Raw genomic sequence first — 25,452 nt, 5'->3', positions numbered from 1 at the left:
GTTAAGACTATATTTTAACCGCCTTGATGCGAGAGAGTTCCTGCTTGTACGGATTCTCGCATCTTGAACAAGAAACTGTGTTTACAAAAAAATCCACTTGAACGCCGTGTGGGGAATGGAACATATGAGTTAATGTGCTTGTCTTATTGTTTCTATCACCTTCTCCACACTCTGGGACACTGATAGTTTTGAACTATCAAGTATCAGATGATCTCTGTCCCATTGTTCGTACTCGCGGTTGATTACAGCTTCCCAGTCCGGTAAGTCTAACCCCTGAATATCGGTTTTTCGGTTTTCTACACGAGAACGATGCTCTGTCTGGTCAGAGCAGATAACTTCAATTTCCAAAAATTGTGTACTACCAGAAAGCGCTACATCACGATAGGCATCTCTGGTCAGTTGCATTGGATTAACTGAATCAGTGATAACGGTCAACCCTATTCTCAAGTTTTCGCGGGCTAATGCGTATGCGACAAAGTACCCTGTTGGGCCCATATCGTTATCCTCATTTTCAGTTTCGCGAATAGCCTGTTCTATTGTATCAATTCGTAAATATACGGCACCAAGCTGTTTGGCTAGTATGCGTGCAATAGCACTTTTCCCGCTCCCGGGTAATCCACTAAAAATAATTAACATTATTATTCCCTTCTAATATGGTAAATGAAACTAAACTGGATTTTCCGATCTATACAGGCTCTGAATCCGACAGACCTGAGAACGATAGTACGCCTGCGGCGTGAGCTCGCCTGCTGCACAGCCGAAGTCCTTTCCACCCTCATCGCCGTATTTTATACTGTCTTTCATGTATATACCGCGGCCCGAAAAGCATCACGGAGCACTTCGCTTTGAGTTCTATAATCACCTGCGCTAACCAGCGAATCGATGAAGTCGCGAAGCTCCTCACCAACATCTTGCAACAAGCCCCTAATGCGACAGAACTAAGCACAGTAATGAAAGCCAAGTAACGTTAAATCGCAGCCTCGCTTTCACCAGGCCAATAATTGGCTTTTAATTAATCGGAAAAACAGCTAAATCTCTATAACCGTCTAATGGATGATATGCATATGATAAATTGGGTGCTGTTTTTAGCTTTCTCGCAAAGTGATTTTTTGTACTTACACTTCGGTTAAACGAAGTGTATATTGGGTCACCTAAAAAATGCCTAATTTCATCATAAAAACTTATACTCCCTTGATAAAAGGATGAAATTCTTTCATGATCAAAAATAAAACTTACACTTTTAAGGTTATTAATCACTGCAATTTTCTGAACAGTTTTAATATCATTTTTAATTTTATTTAAAGAATCACCTTCGACATTATAAACGATATCTTTCAATTTAACTCTGCCAGTTTTAGGCACGCCATCAATAATTAATAATTCAGGTTTGCAAATAATAAGTATTTCGTTGTGAAAACTATCGCTCATTTTTGAAGTAAAAAACTTAAAGTCTTCTAATGTATTAAATGGCACACCTAATAATTTATCATCTACTGCTTTGCCTCTGTTGATTCGATCAACTAAATCATAAGGATTTACTAATATTCCAGTCGATAGATTATCTAATCTACCTGCATGGTTTGGAAACCAAACATCAGAATCATGTGTCCCTAAAATATTTTGATAAGGTACATCAAGAACAAGATGTGTTGGAAGCACTCCACGCCCTTCTCCTTTAGAATAAGAAAGTAAAGAACCAGACATAATATCCCATGTAGATACTACATCTTCAAACCTTGCCCTTTCAAAAGGAGATATACCACCTAAATTTCTTTTACTCGTTACGCCAATTTCGGATGACATTGTATGGATAATCTGAAAGTCCCCATTCAATAGTCCTTGTTGCCAAGAATACAATTTACGTCTCTTTTTGATCACATTATTCATATTATTCACACTTAAAGAATTCAATTTATTTATTTTTACAAAAACACCATTATATAAAAATGAGCATATCATTCAGAAAAAATGACACTATTACAAACAACCTTTAGCAAAAAACACCCAAGAGTTTCCACACTATGAGCTTTGATGTTTTGCCATTTTCCATCTGTCAATAGCTTTGTTTTTCTGAATTTTTAGATTATATTTTTTTGTAATTAGAGCCATAAAAAATGGTATTATTTTTGGGTAAGCGTGAGTACTCTGAATCAGCATTATTTTTGTTACTTAAGTATTGTGAATCAATATGTTCCTGAATGTTCATTAGACCAGATGAAATCGCTCGCTTATTTTCGATTGCTGACTCTCCCCTCGTACCAGCAGCAAAATCAATTAATTTGATGTTATGTGTTTTTTCTTCAATGACGAAAGTCAATTCGCCAACATGCCTGCAGATATCATCCAGATGATCTTGTATATCTTTAATCTTGTTATATAGTGCTTGTTTATCTGTGACTTTTTGTATTATGGATAATATTTTTGGATCTACACTACTGTTTTGCATAATGGGTTTAATTTTGACAATGAACTTAATCATCTCTATTTTATATGCGGGTTCATATGATCTCATTTTATTTTTGTTATTTTCATTTACCTTACGACAATAAAGTTCCAAAGCTTTATTATCTTTCGTGGAATTTTTTTCTGGTTTTTCTTCTGGTTTTTCTTCTGGTTTCTCTTCAGTGAAATTACCATCCTTTGTCGGTATTATGTCTTGTAACTTGGGCAGAAGAAAGCCTGGGATAATAGTTGATAATTCATTATAATTTAATAGTTCACTTCTCTTTACCCGCGGCTTGCAAAACATTACACCGTAAAGTTCAGAAACATTAACATAAAAAGCTTTATCCATGCCTGAGTTATTTTTTTTCCAGGCAATAGTTTTTTGGGTTATTATTGATTTTTCAAACAAAAATTCTGGCATTAATTTAATTTCGGTTGAATGTAAATTTAGAGAACTTATAAAGTCAGGCATAAACCCCATCCTTAATTGTAAAACCTCAGTTGTTATTGATTGTTCAGAAGAAATGAACGTTAAATCTCTAGTGACATTTTAAGTATAAATAATATTTTTTGACTTGAGTTTAATTTTTCATTAACACTATTATCTTGATAACACATTAATAATGATCTCTGTTTCGCATGTTAAATACTGATATTTATTTTCAATCTTTACCCTTCGGAAACGATAAATCTTTTTAAAAAAAATTAAAGCTATACTTAGGTATTGTTTATACCTATGCTTTGGTTTTTAATGCTCAGTTCTTTTAATATTGACATATCTTCTTTATGTATTGATAAATATAGTTATATCTTGGTTTGTATCCACATTGGAATTTTTTTCCGAAAATTAAATAACAGAACCATATAACAAATGGTTTTATCCTACAGACGGCTCTATCGCATTAGGGATCGTCAGGCAACATGCTGTTTTTTTGTGATGTTACACTCCGATGTCTTTGATATGAAATGCCTTCCGCCGCCTGCATTATCCTGTTGGTATTATGGCTCTGTGTGTACGCTGGTATCTGGCTTATGCCCTGAGCTTGCGCAATTTGGAGAAGATGATGGCTGAACGCAGTGTTACCGCTAACCATTCCACGCGGCATCGATGGGGGCGTATGGATAAAATCGACATCAAAATCAATGGTCAGTGGAGATATCTGTACCTCGCAGTGGATACCGCAGGTCAAACCAGCGACTTTTTGCTGACCGCCAAACGGGACCCAACTGCCGTATTACGCTTCTTTCGCAAGGCCATTCGTTATCATGGCGAACCCAAGGGGGTTACTATCGATAAAAGTGGCGCCAACACGGCAGCGCTGACGACACTCAACGCCGACAAACCAGAAGAAGAAACCATGACTGTCAGGCAGAACATCTTTCAGCAAACGAGTCGTCATTTTATTCGAGATTAAAGAGACCCAGCGGGTTTCTATATATTTCAGTGCAGGGTGAGTGTGATCGCCAGCATCAAAAGCGAAATCGCCAATCACGAGCCGGAACGGATTATCTGGAAAGCAGATGCCACCCTCGTAAGAAATACCGAAATCTTTGCCATGGATATGAAACTGGTGAAGATAGTCATTGTCCCAGCCCTGCACAATCTGAAAAATGAAGTGAAGCGCGGCCAGTGACGTATCAGCAGCAATTCTTAGCCGACGCCAGACCATGGGACTGACTTCGCTAACCGCGATTTTGATAACATAGATCTTCATAGGCAGCTAACAAGCGCTGTTAGTCATGATGCCGGTTATTCTACTTCCGGCAGGGCGTTATCTGATGGTTGCCCCACACTTTTTTATGCTCTCCGGCTACGATACCTGAATAAAGGCACTCTCTAACAGAGTCTTAGCTCCCGCCGCTGGCAGGCTACTGTTCAAATGTAGCCCGGCAGTGATGTAGAGCTGAATTTATTCTTGCGTTATTTCTTGCGCCAAACGGTTAGCTGCCCCACGGCGTGTTGATATTTACGAGCCGTCTCACGGATGATAAACGGAATATCCATCGGCGCTCGCACTTCCAAAAAGTTATCCACTAACAAGCGTTGCAGGGCCTGATGTGTTGTTAACGCTTCACCGTTTTCACGTATCCCCCCCAACCAATTCTCCTTCGGCGTAAACTCTTCCAGCCAAGTGTAAGGCGAAGAGAGCATCAGAATGCCGCCAGGGCGGATCATTGTAACAATGTCACGCAAAAAGCGCTTCGGTTCACGTAGTCGATCAATCAGGTTGGACGCCAGCACCAGATCATAAGGTTCTTTTTGTGGTTTGAGGTTGCAAGCATCACCTTGTAAGAAGTGGACTTTTTCGGTTTGTTCAGTGCTCAATCCGACGTCTGCTAAGCGAACCTGGCAATATTCCATAAGCTCGCCCTCTTCTTGCATCGAGTAGCATATTTCTTCCCCGCCCGCTAACGACAGCGCCACGTCAATGAAGCGTGCCGAATAATCAATGCCAGTGACCTGTTCAAACGAGCGCGCTAATTCAAAACTGGCACGGCCGGTAGCGCAGCCAATATCCAACGCACGCTGGCGTTTATCACACAGTTTTTCAGCGATAGCGACCAGCGCACAGGCATAGTTATCCACGCCGAAATATGATTTACCATATTGAAAATCAAGGTATTGCGACACTAATGTGTCCGTTTCATACAAGTTCACAATCTGTTTTTCTTGATGGGTAGAGACGACATAGCGAAAACCCGCATGCTGGAAAAAATGACGACGGAAAGCATAACGCGATGAACGCAACGCTTCATTACCGGTTGAGATCCAACTTCCGCCTTTAATGATAGAGTGCTTTCCATCGAAGGTAGGCGTAGAAAAATCGTCATACAATGGGTGAACGCGAAAGCCAGTAAAACCGCCGATTGGCGTTGTCGTCCATTGCCAAACATTGCCCACGACATCGTAAAAATCTCCTTGGGGGAAGCGGTCAACAGGACAAGCAGATGCCCACCACGCCAGATTAATATTACCCGGTGCTTGCTGCCAGTCTGGCTGATCGCCCTCGACGTGCTGGCGTAAAATGTACCATTCGGCTTCGGTCGGAAGCTGAATAGACTTGCCAGTTTCATCGGCTTTCCAGCGGCAAAAAGCGGAGGCTTCGAGCTGATTAACTTCGGCTGGCCAGTCCCACGGCATCGGAATTTCTTCAGTCATAAGGCGCAGTTTGAGCGATTTAGGCTGCGTAATATCACCGACCCAAAATGTTGGGCAGATCGCCAGTGCGAAGTCGCGCCATCCCTGACCTTCTTCGTCCCACCATGCGTTGTTTTGATAGCCGCCTGCTTGGATAAATGCTAAAAACTCGGCATTACTGACCAGCATTTTACTGGCCTTAAACGGCCTAACCTCAGTCTGGAACGTACCGTATTCGTTATCCCAGCCGTAGGTATCATCGGTTTTACCTAACGTTATCTGGCCACCGGACTGTGAAATCAATGAATTGGCAGGGACACTGGCACAATCAGTCTGCGCATCGGTGCAACGTGGCCAATACGATTGTGGTGTGACCCATTCAATCGGTAACTGGCGGATCAGCACGCTTGAGGTCTCAAGATGAATGCGCTCATGCTCAATTCCCATCAAAACAACCCATGCTGGGTTATCCCAATTGAGCGGCAATTCTATCGGCATATCTTTGATAAATTGAGAAATCAGCGAGTAAGCTTTGCTACGGTAGTCACGTAATTGTTCAACACTCGGCCAATTATAATGGCTGTTATCGAGGTCGTCCCAGCTCATTTCATCAACGCCGATCGCCAGCATGGCTTCGATGCTATTGTCGAGGCGATGCTTAATCAGGCCCGCCGCTATCAGCTTATTAATATAGAAAGTGGCGGTATGGCCAAAGTAGAAAATCAGCGGATGGCGCAGGGAAATCGCTTTGTTGAAGTAAGCGCGTTCGTCACTAAGGCAGTCAAACAGGCGTTCATATAACTCCCAGGTTCGTTGGAAATAAGTCAGGATTTCTTGCCGTTTTTCTTCCGAGCTACGCCCGCTCAAATACAGCGTTTGCGTAGGTTCAGGCAACCCGAACTGGGTCATTTGTTGTTGATTCATGATTATTTCCTCTGCTTTCTGCTCATTAAAAGTACAGAGCAGGATTTAGCATTAATTATAACGGCTCGCATTCGAAATCCCTCAGACTCGCAATAACTGCAAATATATATCTCAGATATGCTTACCCATAATATGTAAGGTGTTCAGCTGGGTGGCGATACTGAATATCGAATCTTCAATATGTACTAACCCCTGACGGATATAAAAACGGTATGCCTGCGGGTTGCCATCCAGCACTTCCAGCCACAAGAAAGTTTCACCACGACGTTGTGCCATACTCACTATTTCTGCAAACAACGTCTCACCGTAACCTTTGCCTGTCTCACCGGGTAGGAAATAGAGCTTATGCAGTAGTGTTCCTACCGGACCACGTTCTCCCATAGAACAGTGCCAGGAGACTTTGGCAAACCCAACCGGATTTGTATCCTGCGCAATAAACCAGCTACTGGTATTACTCTGCAGGCTCTGCTGCAACACAGGCAGAGAATATTCCTGAGATAAAAAAGCCTGTAAGTCCTCGTGTTTATGCCACAGGTGAGAAAAATGGTGAGTATAGCTGGAATACGCCATTTCATTTAGTAACTCAGCGTCACCCGAATAAGCCTCTCGTATCGTAATCATTTTATTCTTAGTGTCCTGATTTAAATTAAAAACATCTGTACTTGTAGAAATTCAGTTTATACCTCTGGCCTATAATCTGATATTGTGCAAGCATCTCATTTGGATTAGAGGACGATATTGAAATAAACCCTGCATCGTCAGGTGGATTTAAAATAACAATGTCATTTGGGCAGTCGTTAATATCAAATGAGTTAATTCTATTTTCTTTCAAAACAAACCTCTTTGCTATTATTCGGTTTTATTTTCTCAATAGTTATAACGTAGTTTATTGAGATGTTATTTTGATTGGTTTTTAACTTTCACACAAAAAACACTTATCGTAGTAGATTGAACAAGGTAAATATTAATACACTTTAAAATACGGTTCTATAATCTTAATGTATAAAAATTACTTGTGAATTTATAGAGGATTTGTTTTTTTTATTGAAAGATAATTCTTTATTTAAACGGAAATTTTCATTTCGGTTTGTTGTAAGCAGTTCGGCACTGTTGCAAATAGCCAGTGGTGATAAACTGAGATCCCTTTCGTAGAAGGAGCAGCATATGAATCCTTTCCATGGACGGCATTTTCAGGGCGAGATGATCCTTTGGGCTGTTCGCTGGTACTGTAAATACGGCATCAGCTATTGCGAACTCAAGGAAATGCTGGCTGAACGGGGTATCAACGTTGACCACACCACTATTTATCGTTGCGTTCAGCGCCATGCCCCTGAAATGGAGAAGCGTCTGCGCTGATACTGGCGTCATTCGACCGACCTGCGCCCCTGGCATCTTGATGAGACCTACGTCAAAGCCGGCGGAAAATGGACTTATCTGTACCGGGCCGTCGACAGCCACGGCCGGACTATCGATTTTTATCTTTCGTCCCGTCGTAATACCCAAGCGGATAATCAATCCAATAGTGGCCAGTTTATTTATATTACAGTGGCAAGCAGAGTGACCTGCTTGCCCAGTTCAATTTTTAGTTGCTGACCCAGCCTCCTTGTTTAATCGCTTTGTTCAAATAGCCATTAATAAATTTCTTTGCATCTCGAATATTTATCTTTATAGAAGTGTTCGGTTGTGAGCCAAGCATCAAACGTTGGATAAATTGATTCTGCCCCGACTGCGTTACTAACATTTCTATTTTTTGTAGCCATATAATGGCTTCCTGCCCGGTTTCAGGAAAAAAGGTATCGAGATTAATATTTTGGAATTTAACACCATTAAATATGGTGCCCCCCTGAATTATTTGTAGCAATATTGAAATAGACCTAATATTGGGGGGGATTCTATAAGCTTGCGGCCCCTTATATCCAACAACCGTAAACGCCCGGCCGTTGGACAAAGTAGGTTCAGGTTCCATATCGAAAAAAAATGGCGCTATTGATGCGAGCTGCTGAACTTGAATTTGTGCATGGGTAATATCAACGGCATCAGCAATATCGGCTGCCTTATTGGCGGCGGCAATATCCATTGGCGCTTGATAGTTGAGACCTGATTTCCCCATGAAATGGTAATATCCATCAATCAATTCAGCGTTGGGAATAGACTCCAAATTGAAGTAGGTCATTACTTGAGTAATGGGTTTGTTTAATGAAAAGAGAATATTGGCTTTTATTTTTTGAAACGACATTGGTTGGCTATTCAAAAAGCTGAAGAATAGCCTTTCTTCCATATTAAGGGCATTAGCCACTTTGATGCTATGTCCTAAGTTTGAGCGCATAACAAAATCATTATCAGTAATATTGAGCAGCATACTTTGCTGCGTATGGTCGAGGATATTGACGGTAAAACGATTTTTCCACGACAGGCCAGCGATATAGAGATTCGCTACAGGAATATCATTAAGTGCCAAACCAATGCAGCTAAGGTTGTCTTGGTAGAAAATAATAATTTGCGTGTTTTTGTCTAACCAATTGAGCTCCAGTTGCTGTTTACTTAGGTTTAATTCTACAGTTGTCGCTTTGGCTTTAACTTCCAACGTTTTTGTAGTTGATGAATAGCGATTGTTATAGATAAATTCAGCCTGAGAGTTTGACCAGTTAGCATTGCTGACACTCAGTAAATCACTCTCAGATAATGCAAAGGAGAACCCTTCGCCTTGTTGGCTGGCAAAACGCCATACGCCTTGTGGGTTAAAGCTCAAGTTTTCACGCGCAAAACTGCCTGGATAGCGTGCAAGCAGGCTTTCAATAATACCGCCCATACTGTGGTCGGCAAACTCCAGGAAGGGTGCCTGACTAAAAGAGGTTGCATCAGCAATCACTGTTTCTAGGTAGATCAATGAAACCGCTATATTCCCGGATTGCTGTTCCAAGATGGCATTAAAGCTCAGATCCCCCATTTTCCCCGTAGCCATAATTTTATCATTAGGCCCGATCAGTAACTGCGCACTTTTAGGGAAAAGGCTCTTACGCAGTCGGTTACCATCACACAAAAGCAATTGTCCCTGAGATTGTGCCAACCACAGCCGATTGTTGGCGATATCAATCACACCATTGCTTTTGCCCGCCACAAAAGGAATTTTTGCAACCAGTGAAGCTAGAGGCCGCACTGCTTGCAGTATTTGTGCGGCATATTGTTCCAGTAGCGTATCGTCACTGAACATCAATACAGGGCGAGGTGGCGAGTTTTGTTCACCAACAGATAACGCCAGAGTTAATGTGGGCAGGCTATTATTTTGTTTGGTAACACCAGTAAGTGTTAGACGTGACTCTAGCAGCAGATGAATCGGGGGTTTACCATTAAACTGTATACGCTGATCTCCAACAGACAATATATTGTTATGTAAGGTTATAGCTTTGATCCGTTCTGGTAATAGTGCGCCGAGAACAATTTTATTGTCCACAACCGAGCTTTGTTTGATCAAGGCTTCAATATCAAAGATCCAATGCTCTTTGTCTGCATCTGCGCAGGTGATTGTGATTGCCACTGTTTTAGACGGCATGATCAGAGTGTATTCACCACCATTTCCAATCAATTGATAGAAAAGCTTACCGCGCTCAGTATCATCAAGTAGGGTGGGAACGATCAACGTGCGGACACGGCTGTCCAGTTGTACATTTATTGGTGTGGAAAATAGTTCGGCAGTTAAACGAGTAATAGCCCAATCTGTGGGTAAGGCATAGAAACCCCATTTAAACTGGGCGCCATAATATTGTCCCAATGCCGTCAAGGCTGACGGATTTTTATAACGGACCCCCGGTGCTTCATCGTAGCTGAATGTATAGTGGCGCTGTGCGGATGCGGGTAGCAGGAATATTTGCGCGTCTGTTAAATCCAGCTCTTGAGTGTGTTCCTTTAATCCCAAACCAAGATAAAGATCCAGCTTCAACCCGTAATCAATAGACGGGCCGCTTAAGTAATGGTCCCAATGACCGGAGTGAGTATGCCAAGATCCCCCTTTGCTACCCACCGAGGTAACGGAACCAAAATGGATATGGTTATCGCGAAAATTAATACTGTCGACCACGGCCCCTATAGCGAGCCCCCAAACAATAGGGCTTTGACCTGCATCTGAAATTTTCCTCAGCTGATTGGGTTGGCTGACGCTGGTTTGTATGGCATCAAAGGCAGTGAAGGCTGATTTGTTCTGTTCCGCGAGGGTGGTGTAGTTACCGACTAACGCGGGTAAACCCGCGGCAATGCCAGCCAATGGCACGGCGACCATGCCAAGCAGGCCACTGACCGCAGCGGAGGCCGCCGAGAGTGAGGTTAGTAGGGCTGCGATATTAGTGCCGACCATTAAGCTGCTTAGCGTTAAATTAGCAATCGTGGTATTGATTTCTACCGGGTCAGTGGATGCACTGAGTTGGAAACTCATGCCCAGAATATTAGCAGCATCCAGTAACAACCCGACAACCCCTGGGGCCACAGTACCAAGGAGTGATGTGGCCGCGCTAAGGGGTTTTAATTCAGTGGCAGAGGCAAGTTTGACCAAATTAGCCACTGCACTGACATCATGAACTAAGCCGAGGGTATTTTGTGCCAACTGAGTATAAGTCTGTAATTGTAATGGCCAGCTGAGAGCATTAATACCGCCATTGCTGGGATTAATATTCATCAATGTTTGAAGCATAAAGGCAGCATTTAAGGTGTGCGCCGCCTCGCCTTCAAGGACATTAGGTTTCGCAATGATTTTGCCACTTTGTTTATCTAACATTAGGCCGCTGCTAAAATGACCAAGCAGCTGCTCATAGCGCTGACTAAACTCAGAAAAGATACTTTCACTCGTGCTGATATATTGGATTTTATCGGTGAGTGAGTTGACAAAGGCCACCTGATGTTCGCCGTTTTCGCCTGCTTGCACGGTAAAAGTGGCATGCCAATGCTCATCCAAGTGGTTATCTAAGTGTAACTGACTCGCGGCGTCATTCCACTCATTACCCAGATTAACCAATTCCAGTAATTCCGAAACTCGCTGCTCAATTTCATTGCGGTGGGATTCATGTTTTTCGTTTAGCCGCAACAATTCACTGATGCGTTGACTCACCTGACGGTGCATTTCTTCCAGCAAGTTGGCAGACTGACTATCCAACTGATTATGTGTCGCTATGGCATCGTCAATATAAGGCGTGACTTGTTGCAATTCCTCGATAGACAGCGGTAGTTTATACAGTGACTGAGTTTCCTTATTCCAAACTAATTTGGTTTTGTAAACCAGCCCATGAATATCAGCGACCTCCTTATTAATCCAATGATCATTGATTCTTATTTCTTTTTTGCCATTCTCTAACACAAGCAGGTCATTCTCACGGGCATTAACTGACCAATTACTGTCATCCAGACCAAGTATTTCCGCCTGCTGTTTAAGCCAGATAGCCAATTGGCCCGGTAAAGTATCAGCCAGTGGCTGTTTCGGGTTAAGTAATGAACATCCGGTGAGATTGAGCGTAATACCTTTAATCAGAACAGAGCGAGATCCCAAACGTGCAAATAGTGATGATAAGTGACCTTTAAGCGTTTCGGCATTCATCCCACCAAAGGTAGTGGTATCACCCTCGGTCTCGCCATGGCCAACCAAGGTGATACGGATCTTGCCTTCTTTATCTAATTTAAGGGGGGAGGTATAGACAAACTTTTTATAGGTCTCGCCCCAGGTAAAAACTTCTGCCGGCTTGCCGTCACCTAATTGTAACCACTCACTTGTGTATCGGTGCTTATTAAATAATGCACGGCTTGCTTCAAAACAGGTATCATCGCCTTGCAATTGAAAGATTAAGGTTTTTTCGTAATGAGTGCCCTCAGGCTCCAGAGGTGTATTTGGCAATGACGTGAAGTAAGCTTGGTCGGGGCTTTCCCAGACTGAGAAATCGATAGTTTCCCCCAACACTCTTGACTTTCTAGTATTTCTGGCGAATACATCAGGATTAGTGATATTGCTATCCAATTCGTCAAGTCTATACATTATGGGGTCAGCCACGGAAAATTCAGCGCTGCTTTTTATGCTATTATCCCCAATATATAAATGACTGAGTATTTCCCGGGCAAGCGTTGTTGCAAAAAACTCATTAAGAATCAAACTTTCATTTACTTTATTAATTTTTATTTTTCTAAATATATTTTCTTTATGGAGGGTATCAGTAATAATCGACAATTCAAAAGAGTAGGCTGTGGATCTTGTAATAAGTGTTTTTCTTGCTACGAGTTTAATGTTTATGTCTTTAGAAAAAACCTCATCATTGAACTGACTTTCAAATTTCTGAGTGGCTTCCCACAGTGGCTTTTTTGTTATATTACTTCTCGCTGCCAGTTCATGCAAAGTGAGTACCTGATGAGTTTTTTTTTCAACAATATTTTCTGTCAACTGTGCCATCTTAAATATGGGGAAATTTAATGTTATTTCATAAACACTGATAACTTGCTCAGTTTTTATCTCCTCGATAACAGATATTTCTTTTTGCCCTTTATGTTTGATGCTATTGGGGAAAGTTGAATTTTCAACATCTATTCCCTGCTTTGGCTTGAGTTTTATTTTGTAAACCAGCGCCGTAGTTTCTACTTTATATCGGTTGAATAGCCAATCCGTTGGCATATCTACGAGTGTAGGCGGATCCTCTACATCTTCAATAGTAATTTTATTTTTATCGGCAAAGTCTAGGGCTGACTCTATTACGAAACCTCTAAGCTGATATTGTGCAAGCATCTCATTTGGATTAGAGGTTGATGTTGAAATAAACCCTGCATCGTCAGGTGGATTTAAAATAAAAGTCGAAATATCATAATTATCACCGCGAGATTTAAATCCATCAACCATGATGGTACCTGGTGATCGTGAGTCTATGCGATAAACAATCATATCTTCTTTATTTAAAATAATAATGTCATTTGGGTATTTGTTAATATTAAATGAATTAATTCTATTCTCTTTCAAAACAAACCTCTTTGCTATTATTCGGTTTTATTGTCTCAATAGTCATAATGTAGTTTATTGATATGTTATTTTGATTAATTTTTAACTTTCACAAAAAGTACTTATCGCAGTAGATTTAACAAAGTAAATATTAATACGTATTTAAAATACTATTTGATAACCTGAATGTATAAAATTTACTTGTGAATTTATAGAGGATTTGTTTTTTTTATTGAAAGATAATTCTTTATTTAAGCGGGAATTTTCACTTCGGTTTGTTGTTAGCAGTTCTATAGGCACTATTGCAAAGTTTTATTTTATCAAAAGTCGAACAGTAGCCCGCCTGCGGGGCCGGTGTCATGGGCGTTCGCCGTAATTGTTGCGCTTCTGCCCACTGCTCTCACACCAAATACTTCTGCCAAAGTTGTAAAAGCAAAGGCTGCAGTGCCTGTGGCATAAAAGTCACCGAGCAATGGATTGCTGAGCAACAACACATCCTCCTCGACTGCGAATGCAAGTCATGAATCCCGAAAATCACCTACGGCTATTTTTAAACCGGTAAACAATCTAATTTACTGATTTTATCATCAACGCGTTGTCTCACACCCCTGAATACTGTACATTAACACAGTATATTATCTCTTTTGGAAAAAAACATGCGTGTTGAATTGATTTATGACAAACGGAATGTCGCGGGTTTGGCTAATGCTGGTGAAATGATTAAGGCGGAACTCACTAAACGTGTGCATCGTGTCTTTCCAGATGCCGACGTCAAAGTCAAAGCGATGCAAGCGAATGGCATCAATACTGATGCGAACAAACAAGAAAAATCAGTGCTCAATCGTTTGGTTGAAGAAATGTTTGATGAAGCAGACGAATGGCTTGTCAGTGAGTTTTGATCTGAGGCAATCCGAGCAATTCCGCTCGGATTAAACGGTTTTCTATTGTATTCTAATAAAGTAAGGAAAATTTAATATTTTTAATTTTCTTTTAAGATTTAATTTAAAATATTAACCTTATATCAATGTTACCTTTCATTATCAATATTTAAGCCAATTAAAGGTCAGTAATGAAAAACGTAACATTAATAAAAAAAAGCGTATGCGCATTAGCATTGCTTATTACATGCCATACCGCCTCAGCTAGCTACGATTCAAGTATCACCGATAACTTAAAAATGAGCACCTCACTTGGGTTATTAAATGCAGAATCGCAAGAATCTGTCTATCAACCCGAAAACCAAGGGCACAAAGTCAGTCAACTGGATTGGAAAGTGAGAAACGCCCCCATCATCAAGATGGATATTTCATGGGATCTCTTATCCAGATTCACATTAACTGCCAAAGGCTGGAGTACATTATCATCATCAGATGGCATCATGGATAATTATGATTGGTTAAACCAAAATCAAATTAACTGGAGCGAGTGGTCCCATCATAGTAAAACTAATTTAAATTACGCCAATGAAATAGATCTCAACGTCAAGTTTTGGCTTTTAAATAATAGCAATTATCGTATTGGAGCCATATCCGGCTATCAGCAGAGTAACAATAGTTGGACGGCACATGGTGGTGACTTAATTTACAGTAATGGCAGCCAACTCATTAATCTGTCTGATGATATCAAAGCCATCAGTTATAAACAGAAGTTTGATATGCCCTATATTGGTTTAGCTGGCTATTATCGCCATCAAAATTTCGAGCTTAATACATTGTTTAAATATAGCAATTGGGTCAAGGCCAATAGCCTTGATAAGCATCATCTGCGTAACCAAAGCTTCAACGATACCAGCAAGAACGCTCGCTATTATGGCGTCGCTATGGATATCGGATATTACGTCACTAAAAATACCAAAGTATTTGTTGAAGCTTCTTGGAATCGATACTCCGAAGGTAAAGGAAATTCACAAACACTCAATCATGCTAACGGTGACGTCATCAATACGCAAGAAGGTGCAGGTATCGCTTACCGAAACCAAACACTTTCCTTGGGTTTGCAGCATAAATTTTAATCATCACACATCATGCCGCCCAGCCTCAATACACCGTCTACACCCTCGTAGCCCTCATATTAAGGCTGATTTTACACTTTAAATATCACTATTATTTTCAACATTTTTTAATTCTTACCAATAAACTTTGAGCATTACCTTTATCAAGTTTATGTTTTTCTTGGATATCGATAACAACAAAATCCCCTCATCTGTCACTGTTACATAAAGAAGCGTTAACAATGACGCACTTATCGCGATTTGTTACTGTGACTCATTTCAAGTTTTCCGCTGCTAAGCCGTTACTGGGATCATGTCTTCCCCATTATTTAGGACGCTCTATGCTTGATTCCATTCGTTCACGTATCTTGGCTGCCTGCATCATCATCGTCGCGGGTTCTCTCGCCATTAACACTTATTTTAACTATTCCGTTGCCAACAAATATAATAGCAGTGCCATCGATAATACGTTGACTGCCGTGACCGCCAGTCATGGTGTCGGGATTGCAGACTGGGTGGCCGCTAAAACACAAATGATTGTGTCACTCAAAGACAGTGCACTGACGGCAGACCCAATACCCGCATTGCGTCAAGTAGCCGCAGCCGGTAATTTCATTAACGTTTATATTGGCTACGCCAATAAGACAGCCACTTTTTCTAATCCTGATGGCATTCCTGAAGGTTATGACCCCACGGGCCGCCCGTGGTATTTGCAAGCAGTGAAGGTGGGCAAACCCGTAGTGACTCCGCCGTATGTTGATGCGGGAACTAACCAGTTAGTGGTGACCTTTGCCTTACCCATTATTCAGGATGGGAATGTCAAAGGGGTATTGGCTGCTGATGTCACCATGGATAGCGTTATTGCAAACGTGAAATCCATACATCCAACCGATGATAGCTTCGGCATGTTAATTGATGTCGATGGCACCATTATCGCTCATCCGGATGCACAACTAACCCTTAAGCCACTGAGTGATATTGCACCGTCCTTGGATCTAAAAGCACTATTGACAGCGACAGACCCTATTGTTGCTCAAATAGGTGAGCAGCGTAAGTTGCTGCTCGCACAAGCCGTACCGGGGACACAATGGTTTACGGTGGTCGCTCTCGATCAGGCACAAGCCACTGCCGGTATGCGATCATTACTGACAACATCTCTGGTGACGCTGATAGTGATTATTTTGATCGCTATTGTGATTATTGGCCTGATCACTCAACGTGCCTTACTGCCCCTGAGTCACGTGCATAAAGCCATGGACGCCATCAGCTCCGGCACCGAGGATTTAACGAGACGTTTGCCGATCGAAGGCCGTGACGAAGTGGCAAAAATTGCCCAATCATTCAACCGATTTGCCGACAAGCTAAGTGCTGTGATGGCTCAAATTCGCGATACCAGCGAATCGGTACGTATTGCTGCCAATGAAATTGCGGCTGGTAATCAGGATTTATCCGGTCGAACAGAATCGGCTGCGGCTAGCTTGCAGCAAACATCGGCAGCTCTGGAGCAAATATCGGCCACTGTTGCCCAATCAGCCAGTGCCGCACGCCAAGCAAACACGGCGGTACTCTCCGCTGCAAATGATGCTTCCCGCGGGGGGGACGTGATTGCAAAAGTGATCACCACGATGGAATCAATTGAGGCCGCATCGGGCAAAATTGGCGATATCACGAGTGTGATCGATGGCATTGCCTTCCAGACTAATATTCTGGCATTAAATGCTGCGGTAGAGGCCGCCCGCGCCGGTGAACAAGGCCGTGGTTTTGCGGTGGTTGCTGGTGAGGTCCGCACCTTGGCGCAACGCAGCGCGCAAGCAGCAAAAGAAATTAAAACCCTGATCGAATCCACCGTCAGCAGTGTGTCATCAGGTTCAGGCCAAGTGCGACAGGCCAGCAATACCATGACCGAGATTGTCAGCAGCGTCTCTGATGTCACTACGATCATGTCAGAAATCACGAACGCCGCAGATGAACAAATGCGCGGCATCCATGAGATCAATAGTGCAGTCGCCCAGTTGGATACGATGGTGCAACAAAATGCAGCGTTGGTGCAGGAATCAACAGCAGCATCAGCGGCCTTACAAGCGCAGGCCGTTGATTTAACTGGTGCGGTGAATCAGTTCAGGATCTAGTTCAGTAGAGCTTATTTTTTAGCAGAATGACCATTTATGCAGAACAACCGCTTTAGCGGTGTGATCGCTTATCACCCGCTAAAACGCCCTATCCCAATAAGATCCGTGCACCAATCTTAATCGGCGCAAAGTTATCGTTTGAGACCCCCGCCTCCGCTAACGCTAATTTGAGTTGTTGCGGGGGTTCATCCAACGATTCATCTGCCAACTCAAATACCCCCCAATGAATCGGCACTGTTATAGGTTGTTCTAATTGCTGGAATAACTGCACCGATTGCTGCGGGTCCATATGCTGCGCTTGCATAAACCAGCGAGGGGCATAAGCACCAATCGGTAATGCCGCATAATTGAATGGCCCCAACCGCTCGCCTATCGCGAGTAATTGCTGGCAATAACCGGTGTCACCAGTGAAATAAAAGTTGATTCCATCGCGTTTGACCACCCACCCCGACCATAGGCTTTGGTTGCGATCCCAAGGCGTTCGCATGCTCCAATGGCGAGCCGGTACACAGTGAAACTCAAATTCAGCAGCCGTCGTTGTATCCCACCAATCCAGCTCATGAACATGGCGGGCACCGTGTTGCAGTAGCCAATTTTTCAGTCCCAGAGGGGCCAAAAAGGTGATATCGGGAAAGCGCCGCAATAATTGGTTGATCGTAGTGACATCCAAATGATCGTAGTGATTATGGGAAATCACCACCACATCGATTTGTGGCAAAGCCTTCACTCTGGCGGGAACTGGGGTTTTACGGGCAGGCCCGTAGAAATTTAGCGGCGAAGCGCGACTCGATAGCACAGGATCAAAGAGGACTGTCTTTCCAGCCACACGCAGCAATAGCGAGGCATGTCCTAACCACCACAACGCATCTTGTTGACCACTGAAATCTGCTACCTGCCACCAGTCATTGATGAACTGTTTGTAGCCCTGCTGGGGGGGCTTTGGTAATGCTTGGCGTTTTCGTTCTTCACGCCAGCGTTTCAAATCTTGCGGATGATGAATAACTGGCTCCAGATTCTGGAATCCAAACTCAGTGTGATGTGGCTTACTCGCATCATAATAAGGGTTTTTCTTCGCCATTTTATTCCTTTACAGCTCACCGCAATGACAGCCAACAGACATGATTAGGCTGCACCTATTATCGTCATTTAGTCATTCTCAATTGCACCACTTTAACACGCCACGCAATAGACCTAATACTGGTGATGATATTTCAGTTTGCTGATGAAAATCTTGCCACATCGGTCACGGTCATGTTTAGCGTAAAAAGGCATTATCACGGATGCGTATTATCACGAGCTTTTCAGTGTTTTGTTGAAAACCCTCAATCACCACTAATTTGATTTATATCAATTTATCACTGCAATACGCGCCATTTCAGAGCCAAAAAAACCTTTTCGTGATCTAGCCCTCATTTTTAAAAACGCCTTACCTTTATAAAGAAAACAGATATCCATTATTTATGAAACATTGTTTTAATTTGAGGTGGCAGTTTAAATGAGTAAACCTATTACAACCAGGCACACATTGGCATATGGGAGTGCCAATTTATTGGGCAGTGGGGCGTTAGCCATCAGCGGTGCTTGGCTGATGTATTTCTACACCACCTTTTGCGGATTGTCTGTCGTCGAAGCCGCCACAATTTTTTCAATCGCCAGTATTCTTGATGCTATTAGTAACCCGATCATGGGTTATATCACCGATAACTTCTACAACACTCGCTTGGGCCGCATCTTTGGTCGGCGTCGCTTCTTTATCTTGCTGGGTATTCCGTTAGTATTAGTCTATCCGATGCTCTGGATGAGTGGCTTCGGGTTCTGGTATTACCTGCTGACCTACGCGCTATTTGAACTGATTTACACCTCCATCATGGTGCCTTATGAAACACTGGCAACCGAGATGACTACTGACTTTGCTAAACGCTCAAAATTAACCGGTTCCAAAGCCATTTTCGGTAAAGTTGCTAACTTTTTAGCGGCCTTTATTCCCGGACAATTTATTGCTATTTATGGCAAAGATTCAGCGACACCTTTCCTCTATACCGGTATCGCCTACGGCTTGATTATGTGCTTCGCGATGATCTGGCTATACAGCTCCTCATGGGAACGTCCAGCCAGTGAAGTAGTACGTGAAACCACCAGCAGTTTGGGTCAAGCACTGAAAAAACTGTGTGTGGACATGGCATCTACCTTCCATTTACGTATTTTCCGCAAGCATTTGGGCATGTATTTGTTCGGTTTCGGTGCTGAATGGTTGTTCGCTTCCGCCTTTACCTACTTTATTATTTTTGGCTTAGGCCAAGATGCTGCGCTGGTTTCTCAACTCAACAGCTTTAGTTCAATCATGCAGTTGATCTCGACCGCCGTCTTTATTGGTATATGCGTCAAAATGGGCTTTGCACGCCCGTTCCGTATTGCCCTGCAAGTGGTGATCGTCAGTGTCATTGCCTATGCCGCGCTCTATTTTACTGGCTGGTCACAAACGACAACTGTGGTTGTTTTATTCGGTATCACTGCGGTGTTCGGCTTAAGTACCGGCGGTATTTATTACATTCCGTGGACGGTTTATACCTTCCTGGCCGATGTAGACGAAGTATTAACAGGCCGTCGCCGTGAAGGGATCTACGCAGGTGCCATGACCTTTGCCGGTAAAATGGTCCGTTCGATTATTGTCTTTGCCATGGGTTGGACATTAAGCCGCTTTGGTTTTGTCTCAGGCCAGTCAAGTCAACCAGAAGTGGCGGTACAAGCGATTGTGGGTGTATTTGCTATCGGGGTCATCTCACTGGCGCTAGTGGCGATTTACTACACCACGCAAATGAAGTTAGACCGTAAGAATCATAAAATTCTGCTGGAAGAAATTGATCGTATTAAAAGTGGCGGTGCCATGGCGGATATCCCTGCACACGCCAGAGCCGTTGCTGAAGAGCTAACCGGCTGGAAGTATGAGCAATGCTGGGGGAACAACCCACTGGGTATGAAGGATTCTTCCACTGTTATCCCTAAACCGGTGACAGAAAGTTAACTGATCTAAAGTGAATCCATAAAACGCATCGGCCTCCCTCCGGTGCGTTTTTTGGATTAGTACTCAGAGGATGCGGATTTCTATACCATTTGCGTCTTCACCGACTTCCCTTCCTACTGAAAATGTAAATTATTCGTCTACTCGAAAATTTCAGCATGTTTTATTCACATATCCGATTACTATAAGTTCACGACCGCTTATTTTTTGATTTTTGGACATGGATAAAAGAGTGCTGAAACATTACTCCTTCTCGCTGCTGGCCGCTGCCCTACTCACCATACCTTTGCACAGCCAAGCCAAGACAGAGCTTTTGACCTCACAAGTTGTGGATCAATATGCTGAACATATTTTCTATAACAGTGGTGCCATGGGAATGGCGTTGGTGGTTATCGATAACAATCAAGTGGTCAATCGCAGTTTTGGTGAAACCAAACCGGGCAACAACCTCCGTCCGCGACCTGACTCATTAATTCGCATTGCCTCCATTACTAAACTGATGACCAGTGAAGTGATGGTTAAGCTGGCTGACGATGGCACGGTTAAATTGACCGACCCGCTACGGAAATACGCCCCTAAGGGTGCCAAGGTGCCTGCTTATAATGCCAAGCAGCCGATTACCTTGTTGAATCTTGCCAGCCATACCAGTGGCCTGCCCCGCGAGCAGCCCGGTGGCCCGCAGAAAAGACCGGTATTCACTTGGCCAACTAAAGATAACCGTTGGCAGTGGTTGAAACAGGCGACCGTAACCGTCCCTCCGGGTGTTAGAGCCGCATACTCCAACTTGGCCTACGACTTACTGGCTGATGCGTTATCACGGGCTTCTGGCAAACCTTATACCAGCTTGCTGCGTGATAAAATTACCGCGCCGCTGGGCATGAAAAATACCACCCTCACCCCAACGCCAGAGCAATGTAGTCGCCTGATGGTCGGCGTTGGCAGCAGCCGCTGTGAGAACACCCTTGCGGCTGCCGGAAGTGGCGGGATTTATTCAACGCCAGAGGATATGCAGCACTGGATGCAGCAATTCTTATCATCGGATAGCAGTGTGCGTAAAAGCTCAGCCAAACGCGAACAGGCGATGTATTTCCAGCGCCGTGACCTGACCTCGTTGAAGGGTATGGATGTGGCGGGTCAAGCCGATGCGCTGGGTCTGGGCTGGGTGTATATGGCGCCGAATGCAGACCTACCAGGTATCATGCAGAAAACCGGTGGTGGCGGTGGATTCATTACTTACATGGCGATGATCCCAGAGAAGAACATCGGTGTGTTTGTGGTGGTCACTCGCACGCAACTGACCAAATTCAGCAATATGAGCGATGGCGTTAATCAGTTGGTCGCTCAATTGGCCAAGAATGGCTGATTCGATGACGGCAGTGGAAACATTGCCGTAGTGGAATGATTGCCGTAGTGGAAATATTGCCGCCGAGTCCAAACGGTAGAAAAGCAAAAACCCTGTTATCTTATTTAGATAACAGGGTTTTTTATTGGTGCCGGCACCAAGAGTCGAACTCGGGACCTACTGATTACAAGTCAGTTGCTCTACCAACTGAGCTATGCCGGCGTAATTTGGCGGAAGGATAGAGATTCGAACTCTAGGACCTGTTACAGTCGACGGTTTTCAAGACCGTTGCCTTAAACCACTCGGCCATCCTTCCAATGAGCGGGATTATGGTCTATAGCGTGATGATATGTCTAGTGTTTCAATTAAAAAAAATTGAAATTTAGTTCGTTTGGTTAAACTTCACGCCAAAACTGGTCAAAAAAAACCTATCCGTTCAAAAAGTAAACGTAAGTAAACCCAATAGCGAAAGACGTGACGTGGGATCAGAAACAAAAAAACGCGGCCAAATGACCGCGTTTATCTCAGTATTTCTTCTGAAGACAGAATTAGAACTGGTAAACCAAACCAACCGCGACGATATCATCAGTGTTGATGCCCGCGTTTTTGGTGAAGGTGTTTTCATCCAGCAGGTTGATTTTGTAATCAACGTAGGTGGACATGTTTTTGTTGAAGAAGTAAGTTGCACCGACGTCAACGTATTTCACAAGATCTTGGTCGCCGTAGCCATTACCCAAGTCTTTACCTTTTGATTGCAGGTAAGCAAGGGATGGACGCAGACCGAAATCAAATTGATACTGTGCCACTAACTCAATGTTTTGCGCTTTGTTAGCAAAACCGTAGACAGCATCAGTACTGGTATTGCTGAAGTTACCAAAACGAGTCAGGTTGTAGGTTTGAGTATAAGTTGCCGCCAGATAGACATTGTTAGCATCGTATTTCAAACCGCCAGAATAGGCATCAGCATTATCGCCGTGGCCAAAGGCCAGCTCATTTTGCTGAGTAGTACGTTTAGAGCTCGCCATCGCAGCCGATGCACTCACGCCCCAACCCAAGTCATAAGACAGGGACATACCATAGCCGTCACCATTTTGGCCCTGTACATCACGGCCATTGTTGGTTTCAGTACCACTGCCGTTTTTGCCTTGATATTGCAGTGCAAAATCTAAACCATCAACCAGACCGAAGAAGTTAGTGTTACGGTAAGTCGCCATACCGTTACCACGTTGAGACAAGAAGTTGTCTGCACCGTAGGTATCGCCACCAAACTCTGGCAGGACGTCAGTCCATGCATTCACGTCGTACAGCACACCGTAGTTACGGCCATAGTCGAATGAACCGTAGTCAGCAAATTTCAGACCAGCAAAGCCAACACGAGTAAAGTTACCTTGATCTTGGTCTTCTGCTTTATTCAGGTTTGCTTGATATTCCCACTGGCCATAACCAGTCAGTTGGTCACTGATTTGTGTTTCGCCTTTCAGGCCAAAACGCATGTAGGATTGGTCACCATCTTTGCTCTTATCATCAGAGAAATAATGTAGACCATCAACTTTGCCATACAGATCCAGTTTGTTACCGTCTTTATTGTAAATTTCAGCCGCGCCTGCACTACCTGCAACTAATAAAGCCGGAACGAGCAGGGAAAGAACTCGAAGTTTCATCGTTATTATCCTCTATTATTAGATTAACTATGCCACTGCTCTTGCGAGCATATAATCCCAACCGGGTTCGTCTATTGTGGTAATAATATTCGGATTAATCCATACAGAAAATGCTACCAAGTTGCGAATAATGTTTCATATTCCCCGATAAGTATTTCTAGATGTAAATAACGACGAACTTTAATAAAAACAAATAATACACAAAATATAGCACTCATTGCTAAATTTAAATAATAAACACATTAAAAACAGATAGTTAATGAAAACAAAAAGATAGCACAAATTGACAAACAATATAAAATAACCCAGCACTATAATAGCGACGCTATCATCATTATTTATTATATTACTTTCATTGTGGCTTTCGCAGCCAGATAATTCGTTAGTTGACGGCCGGTCTTTTGACCGGCTTTTTTATTGCCTGTAATATAGATAGCAAAGTATATTTATAGTGCTAATCATATTCCCCCAATGAAATAGTGGCCTGATAATATAGTTTCATTATTATATTTCAGCACGAATAGCTTAAAATCAGCGGTGGATATTTAGGTGGATTGGTTAACTATTACCCAGCTACTTATTACTGTTACGTCTCATTAAATCACTAATAATGAACCTTCTGCCGCAAGTGGCATTGCACCCTCGCGGCAGAATATTCGATGAGGCTATTAGCGCTCCCGCAATGACTCTTTTACTTTATTAAGTGGTTTTATCAGGTAGTCTAACACTGTCTTTTGGCCGGTTTTAATTTCCACACTCGCGACCATGCCCGGCAATATGGGGAATAATTTACCGGCTTTATTTTTCAGCTCTGCCCTGTCCGTGCGAACGTAAACGCGGTAGTAGAATTGGTCACGTTTCACCTCGTCTTGCAGCGTATCCGGCGAAACCGTCTCCACCACCCCGTTCAAATTGCCGTAGATGGAGGAGTCATAGGCCGTAATCTTGACCGTCGCGGGGAGACCGGGCCGGATATAGGCAATATCACGCGGGTTAATCCGTGTCTCAATCAACAACTGTTCTTCAATGGGGACGATTTCCATCAGTTTACCGCCGGGTTGTAGCACCCCGCCCACAGTGGAGACCTGGATATCTTTGACGATGCCACGCACGGGGGAAATCAATGTCGTGCGGGTCAACTGGTCTTGCTTGCCAGAGACCACCTGTAACTGCGCGTCCAAATCCGCATTGTTTTTCAACTGTTCTTCTCTGGCCCTGACGGCATACTGGTTACGCGCCTCATCGATTTTACCGCGTAAGTCGCTGACTTGACGTTGTAGACGAATCACTTCTACCTGACTGGCAGCGCCTTTCGCCACCAGCGGTTCAGTCATGCGTAACTCCTGCTGCACCAGTTTTAGGGATTGCTGCAAGTTGCTGACGGTTTCATTAAGATTTTGTCGTCGGGAGAGATAAAATTGTGTCTCCCGCGCCACCAACTCAGGCTCTTTGAGGGTATCACTACCGAAAACTAAGGCTGCACCAGTTAACTCAGCACGCAAACGCTCGGAAGAGGCCCGCAAGGTACGGACTCGAGCGGCAGCTTCACCGTAATTAGATTGAAAACGGGTCGGGTCAAGGCGGGCCAATATTTGTCCTTTATTGATGATGGCCCCTTCGTGGACTAACAATTCGTTGATGATCCCGCCATCAAGGCTTTCTATCAGTTGCGCGCGGCTTGAGGGCGTGACTTTCCCCGTGCCGACCGTGACCTCATCCAAAATGGCGAAGTATGCCCAAACAAACATCACGATCATCCCCGCCAGTGTTAGCCAGACAATCAGTGACATGCGTCGTTCTTGATGCGCCCGCTCTTGTTGCAGGCTAAGACTACTCATAACCCACTCC

General features: G+C 43.4%; 15 protein-coding genes, 2 tRNA genes and 5 pseudogenes. 9 read left to right on the top strand and 13 right to left on the bottom strand.

Features of this window, described 5'->3' with window-relative positions; translation table 11 throughout:
• Positions 1–129 precede the first annotated feature (129 nt).
• From BN68_RS01530 to BN68_RS01520, 4 genes and pseudogenes are all read right to left on the bottom strand, one after another.
• The gene (locus BN68_RS01530; protein ID WP_019209388.1) at positions 130–636 is read right to left on the bottom strand and encodes an AAA family ATPase; all 507 of its coding nucleotides are present in this window, start codon (positions 634–636) and stop codon (positions 130–132) included.
• Between the two features lie 182 nt (positions 637–818).
• Positions 819–929, bottom strand: a pseudogene (locus tag BN68_RS23110) (ribbon-helix-helix domain-containing protein); the annotation flags it as partial.
• Between the two features lie 79 nt (positions 930–1,008).
• Positions 1,009–1,887, bottom strand: a complete 879-nt coding sequence (locus BN68_RS22865) for a hypothetical protein (protein ID WP_019209387.1) — start codon at positions 1,885–1,887, stop codon at positions 1,009–1,011.
• Between the two features lie 196 nt (positions 1,888–2,083).
• The gene (locus tag BN68_RS01520; protein ID WP_019209386.1) at positions 2,084–2,917 is read right to left on the bottom strand and encodes a hypothetical protein; all 834 of its coding nucleotides are present in this window, start codon (positions 2,915–2,917) and stop codon (positions 2,084–2,086) included.
• Positions 2,918–3,446: 529 nt separating this feature from the next.
• On the opposite strand from BN68_RS01520, the pseudogene BN68_RS23600 reads away from it, so the two are divergent.
• Positions 3,447–3,821, top strand: a pseudogene (locus BN68_RS23600) (DDE-type integrase/transposase/recombinase); the annotation flags it as partial.
• 81 nt (positions 3,822–3,902) lie between these two features.
• Positions 3,903–4,079, top strand: a complete 177-nt coding sequence (locus BN68_RS24530; RefSeq protein WP_230822805.1) for a hypothetical protein — start codon at positions 3,903–3,905, stop codon at positions 4,077–4,079.
• Here the strand turns inward: BN68_RS24530 and BN68_RS24525 are convergent.
• The 3 genes and pseudogenes from BN68_RS24525 to BN68_RS01500 form a co-directional block, all read right to left on the bottom strand.
• Positions 4,044–4,115: pseudogene (locus BN68_RS24525) on the bottom strand (plasmid pRiA4b ORF-3 family protein); the annotation flags it as partial. The gene BN68_RS24530 and the pseudogene BN68_RS24525 sit on opposite strands and share 36 nt — an antisense overlap.
• 251 nt (positions 4,116–4,366) lie before the next feature.
• Positions 4,367–6,508 carry a 5-histidylcysteine sulfoxide synthase gene (gene ovoA / locus BN68_RS01505; protein ID WP_019209383.1) on the bottom strand — a complete coding sequence of 714 codons (2,142 nt, stop codon included), beginning with the start codon at positions 6,506–6,508 and terminating at the stop codon, positions 4,367–4,369.
• A 111-nt stretch (positions 6,509–6,619) separates the two neighbouring features.
• Positions 6,620–7,129 (bottom strand): GNAT family N-acetyltransferase, encoded by a 510-nt coding sequence (locus BN68_RS01500; RefSeq protein WP_019209382.1) that lies wholly within the window; start codon positions 7,127–7,129, stop codon positions 6,620–6,622.
• Between the two features lie 543 nt (positions 7,130–7,672).
• On the opposite strand from BN68_RS01500, the pseudogene BN68_RS23095 reads away from it, so the two are divergent.
• Positions 7,673–8,014 (top strand): annotated as a pseudogene (locus BN68_RS23095) (IS6 family transposase); the annotation flags it as partial.
• 76 nt (positions 8,015–8,090) lie between these two features.
• On the opposite strand, the gene BN68_RS01490 reads toward BN68_RS23095, so the two are convergent.
• Positions 8,091–13,484, bottom strand: a complete 5,394-nt coding sequence (locus tag BN68_RS01490) for a TcdA/TcdB pore-forming domain-containing protein (RefSeq protein ID WP_019209381.1) — start codon at positions 13,482–13,484, stop codon at positions 8,091–8,093.
• 320 nt (positions 13,485–13,804) lie between these two features.
• Here BN68_RS01490 and BN68_RS23090 point away from each other — a divergent pair.
• The 4 genes and pseudogenes from BN68_RS23090 to BN68_RS01475 form a co-directional block, all read left to right on the top strand.
• Positions 13,805–13,975 (top strand): annotated as a pseudogene (locus tag BN68_RS23090) (transposase zinc-binding domain-containing protein); the annotation flags it as partial.
• A 144-nt stretch (positions 13,976–14,119) separates the two neighbouring features.
• A complete protein-coding gene (locus BN68_RS01485; RefSeq protein ID WP_019209379.1) occupies positions 14,120–14,362 on the top strand; it encodes a DinI-like family protein in 243 nt (80 codons plus the stop codon).
• A 170-nt stretch (positions 14,363–14,532) separates the two neighbouring features.
• Entirely contained in the window at positions 14,533–15,474 is a 942-nt protein-coding gene (locus BN68_RS01480; protein WP_019209378.1) for an omptin family outer membrane protease, read from the top strand.
• A 320-nt stretch (positions 15,475–15,794) separates the two neighbouring features.
• Positions 15,795–17,582 carry a methyl-accepting chemotaxis protein gene (locus BN68_RS01475; RefSeq protein ID WP_019209377.1) on the top strand — a complete coding sequence of 596 codons (1,788 nt, stop codon included), beginning with the start codon at positions 15,795–15,797 and terminating at the stop codon, positions 17,580–17,582.
• Positions 17,583–17,670: 88 nt separating this feature from the next.
• On the opposite strand, the gene BN68_RS01470 is transcribed toward BN68_RS01475, so the two are convergent.
• Positions 17,671–18,660 carry an MBL fold metallo-hydrolase gene (locus BN68_RS01470; RefSeq protein ID WP_019209376.1) on the bottom strand — a complete coding sequence of 330 codons (990 nt, stop codon included), beginning with the start codon at positions 18,658–18,660 and terminating at the stop codon, positions 17,671–17,673.
• Positions 18,661–19,077: 417 nt separating this feature from the next.
• Here BN68_RS01470 and BN68_RS01465 point away from each other — a divergent pair, with 417 nt between their 5' ends.
• A complete protein-coding gene (locus BN68_RS01465; RefSeq protein WP_019209375.1) occupies positions 19,078–20,604 on the top strand; it encodes an MFS transporter in 1,527 nt (508 codons plus the stop codon).
• A gap of 217 nt (positions 20,605–20,821) precedes the next feature.
• Complete coding sequence (gene ampH / locus BN68_RS01460) at positions 20,822–21,964, top strand: D-alanyl-D-alanine-carboxypeptidase/endopeptidase AmpH (RefSeq protein WP_019209374.1); 1,143 nt, start codon at positions 20,822–20,824, stop codon at positions 21,962–21,964.
• 125 nt (positions 21,965–22,089) lie between these two features.
• Here the strand turns inward: ampH and BN68_RS01455 are convergent.
• The 4 genes from BN68_RS01455 to BN68_RS01440 all read right to left on the bottom strand — a co-directional run bounded on the left by BN68_RS01455 (position 22,090) and on the right by BN68_RS01440 (position 25,442).
• Positions 22,090–22,165, bottom strand: a tRNA-Thr gene (locus tag BN68_RS01455).
• Between the two features lie 6 nt (positions 22,166–22,171).
• Positions 22,172–22,259, bottom strand: a tRNA-Ser gene (locus tag BN68_RS01450).
• Positions 22,260–22,491: 232 nt separating this feature from the next.
• Positions 22,492–23,604, bottom strand: coding sequence for a porin OmpC (gene ompC, locus BN68_RS01445; protein ID WP_019209373.1), 1,113 nt, complete (start codon positions 23,602–23,604; stop codon positions 22,492–22,494).
• 668 nt (positions 23,605–24,272) lie between these two features.
• On the bottom strand, positions 24,273–25,442 hold the full coding sequence (locus BN68_RS01440; RefSeq protein WP_019209372.1) for an HlyD family efflux transporter periplasmic adaptor subunit: 1,170 nt from the start codon (positions 25,440–25,442) through the stop codon (positions 24,273–24,275).
• Positions 25,443–25,452 lie beyond the last annotated feature (10 nt).

The sequence above is a fragment of the Yersinia massiliensis CCUG 53443 genome, from assembly GCF_000312485.1.
Lineage (GTDB): Bacteria > Pseudomonadota > Gammaproteobacteria > Enterobacterales > Enterobacteriaceae > Yersinia > Yersinia massiliensis.
The sequence above is the reverse complement of the archived record's forward strand: the minus strand, read 5'-3'. Positions and strand labels throughout refer to the sequence as shown.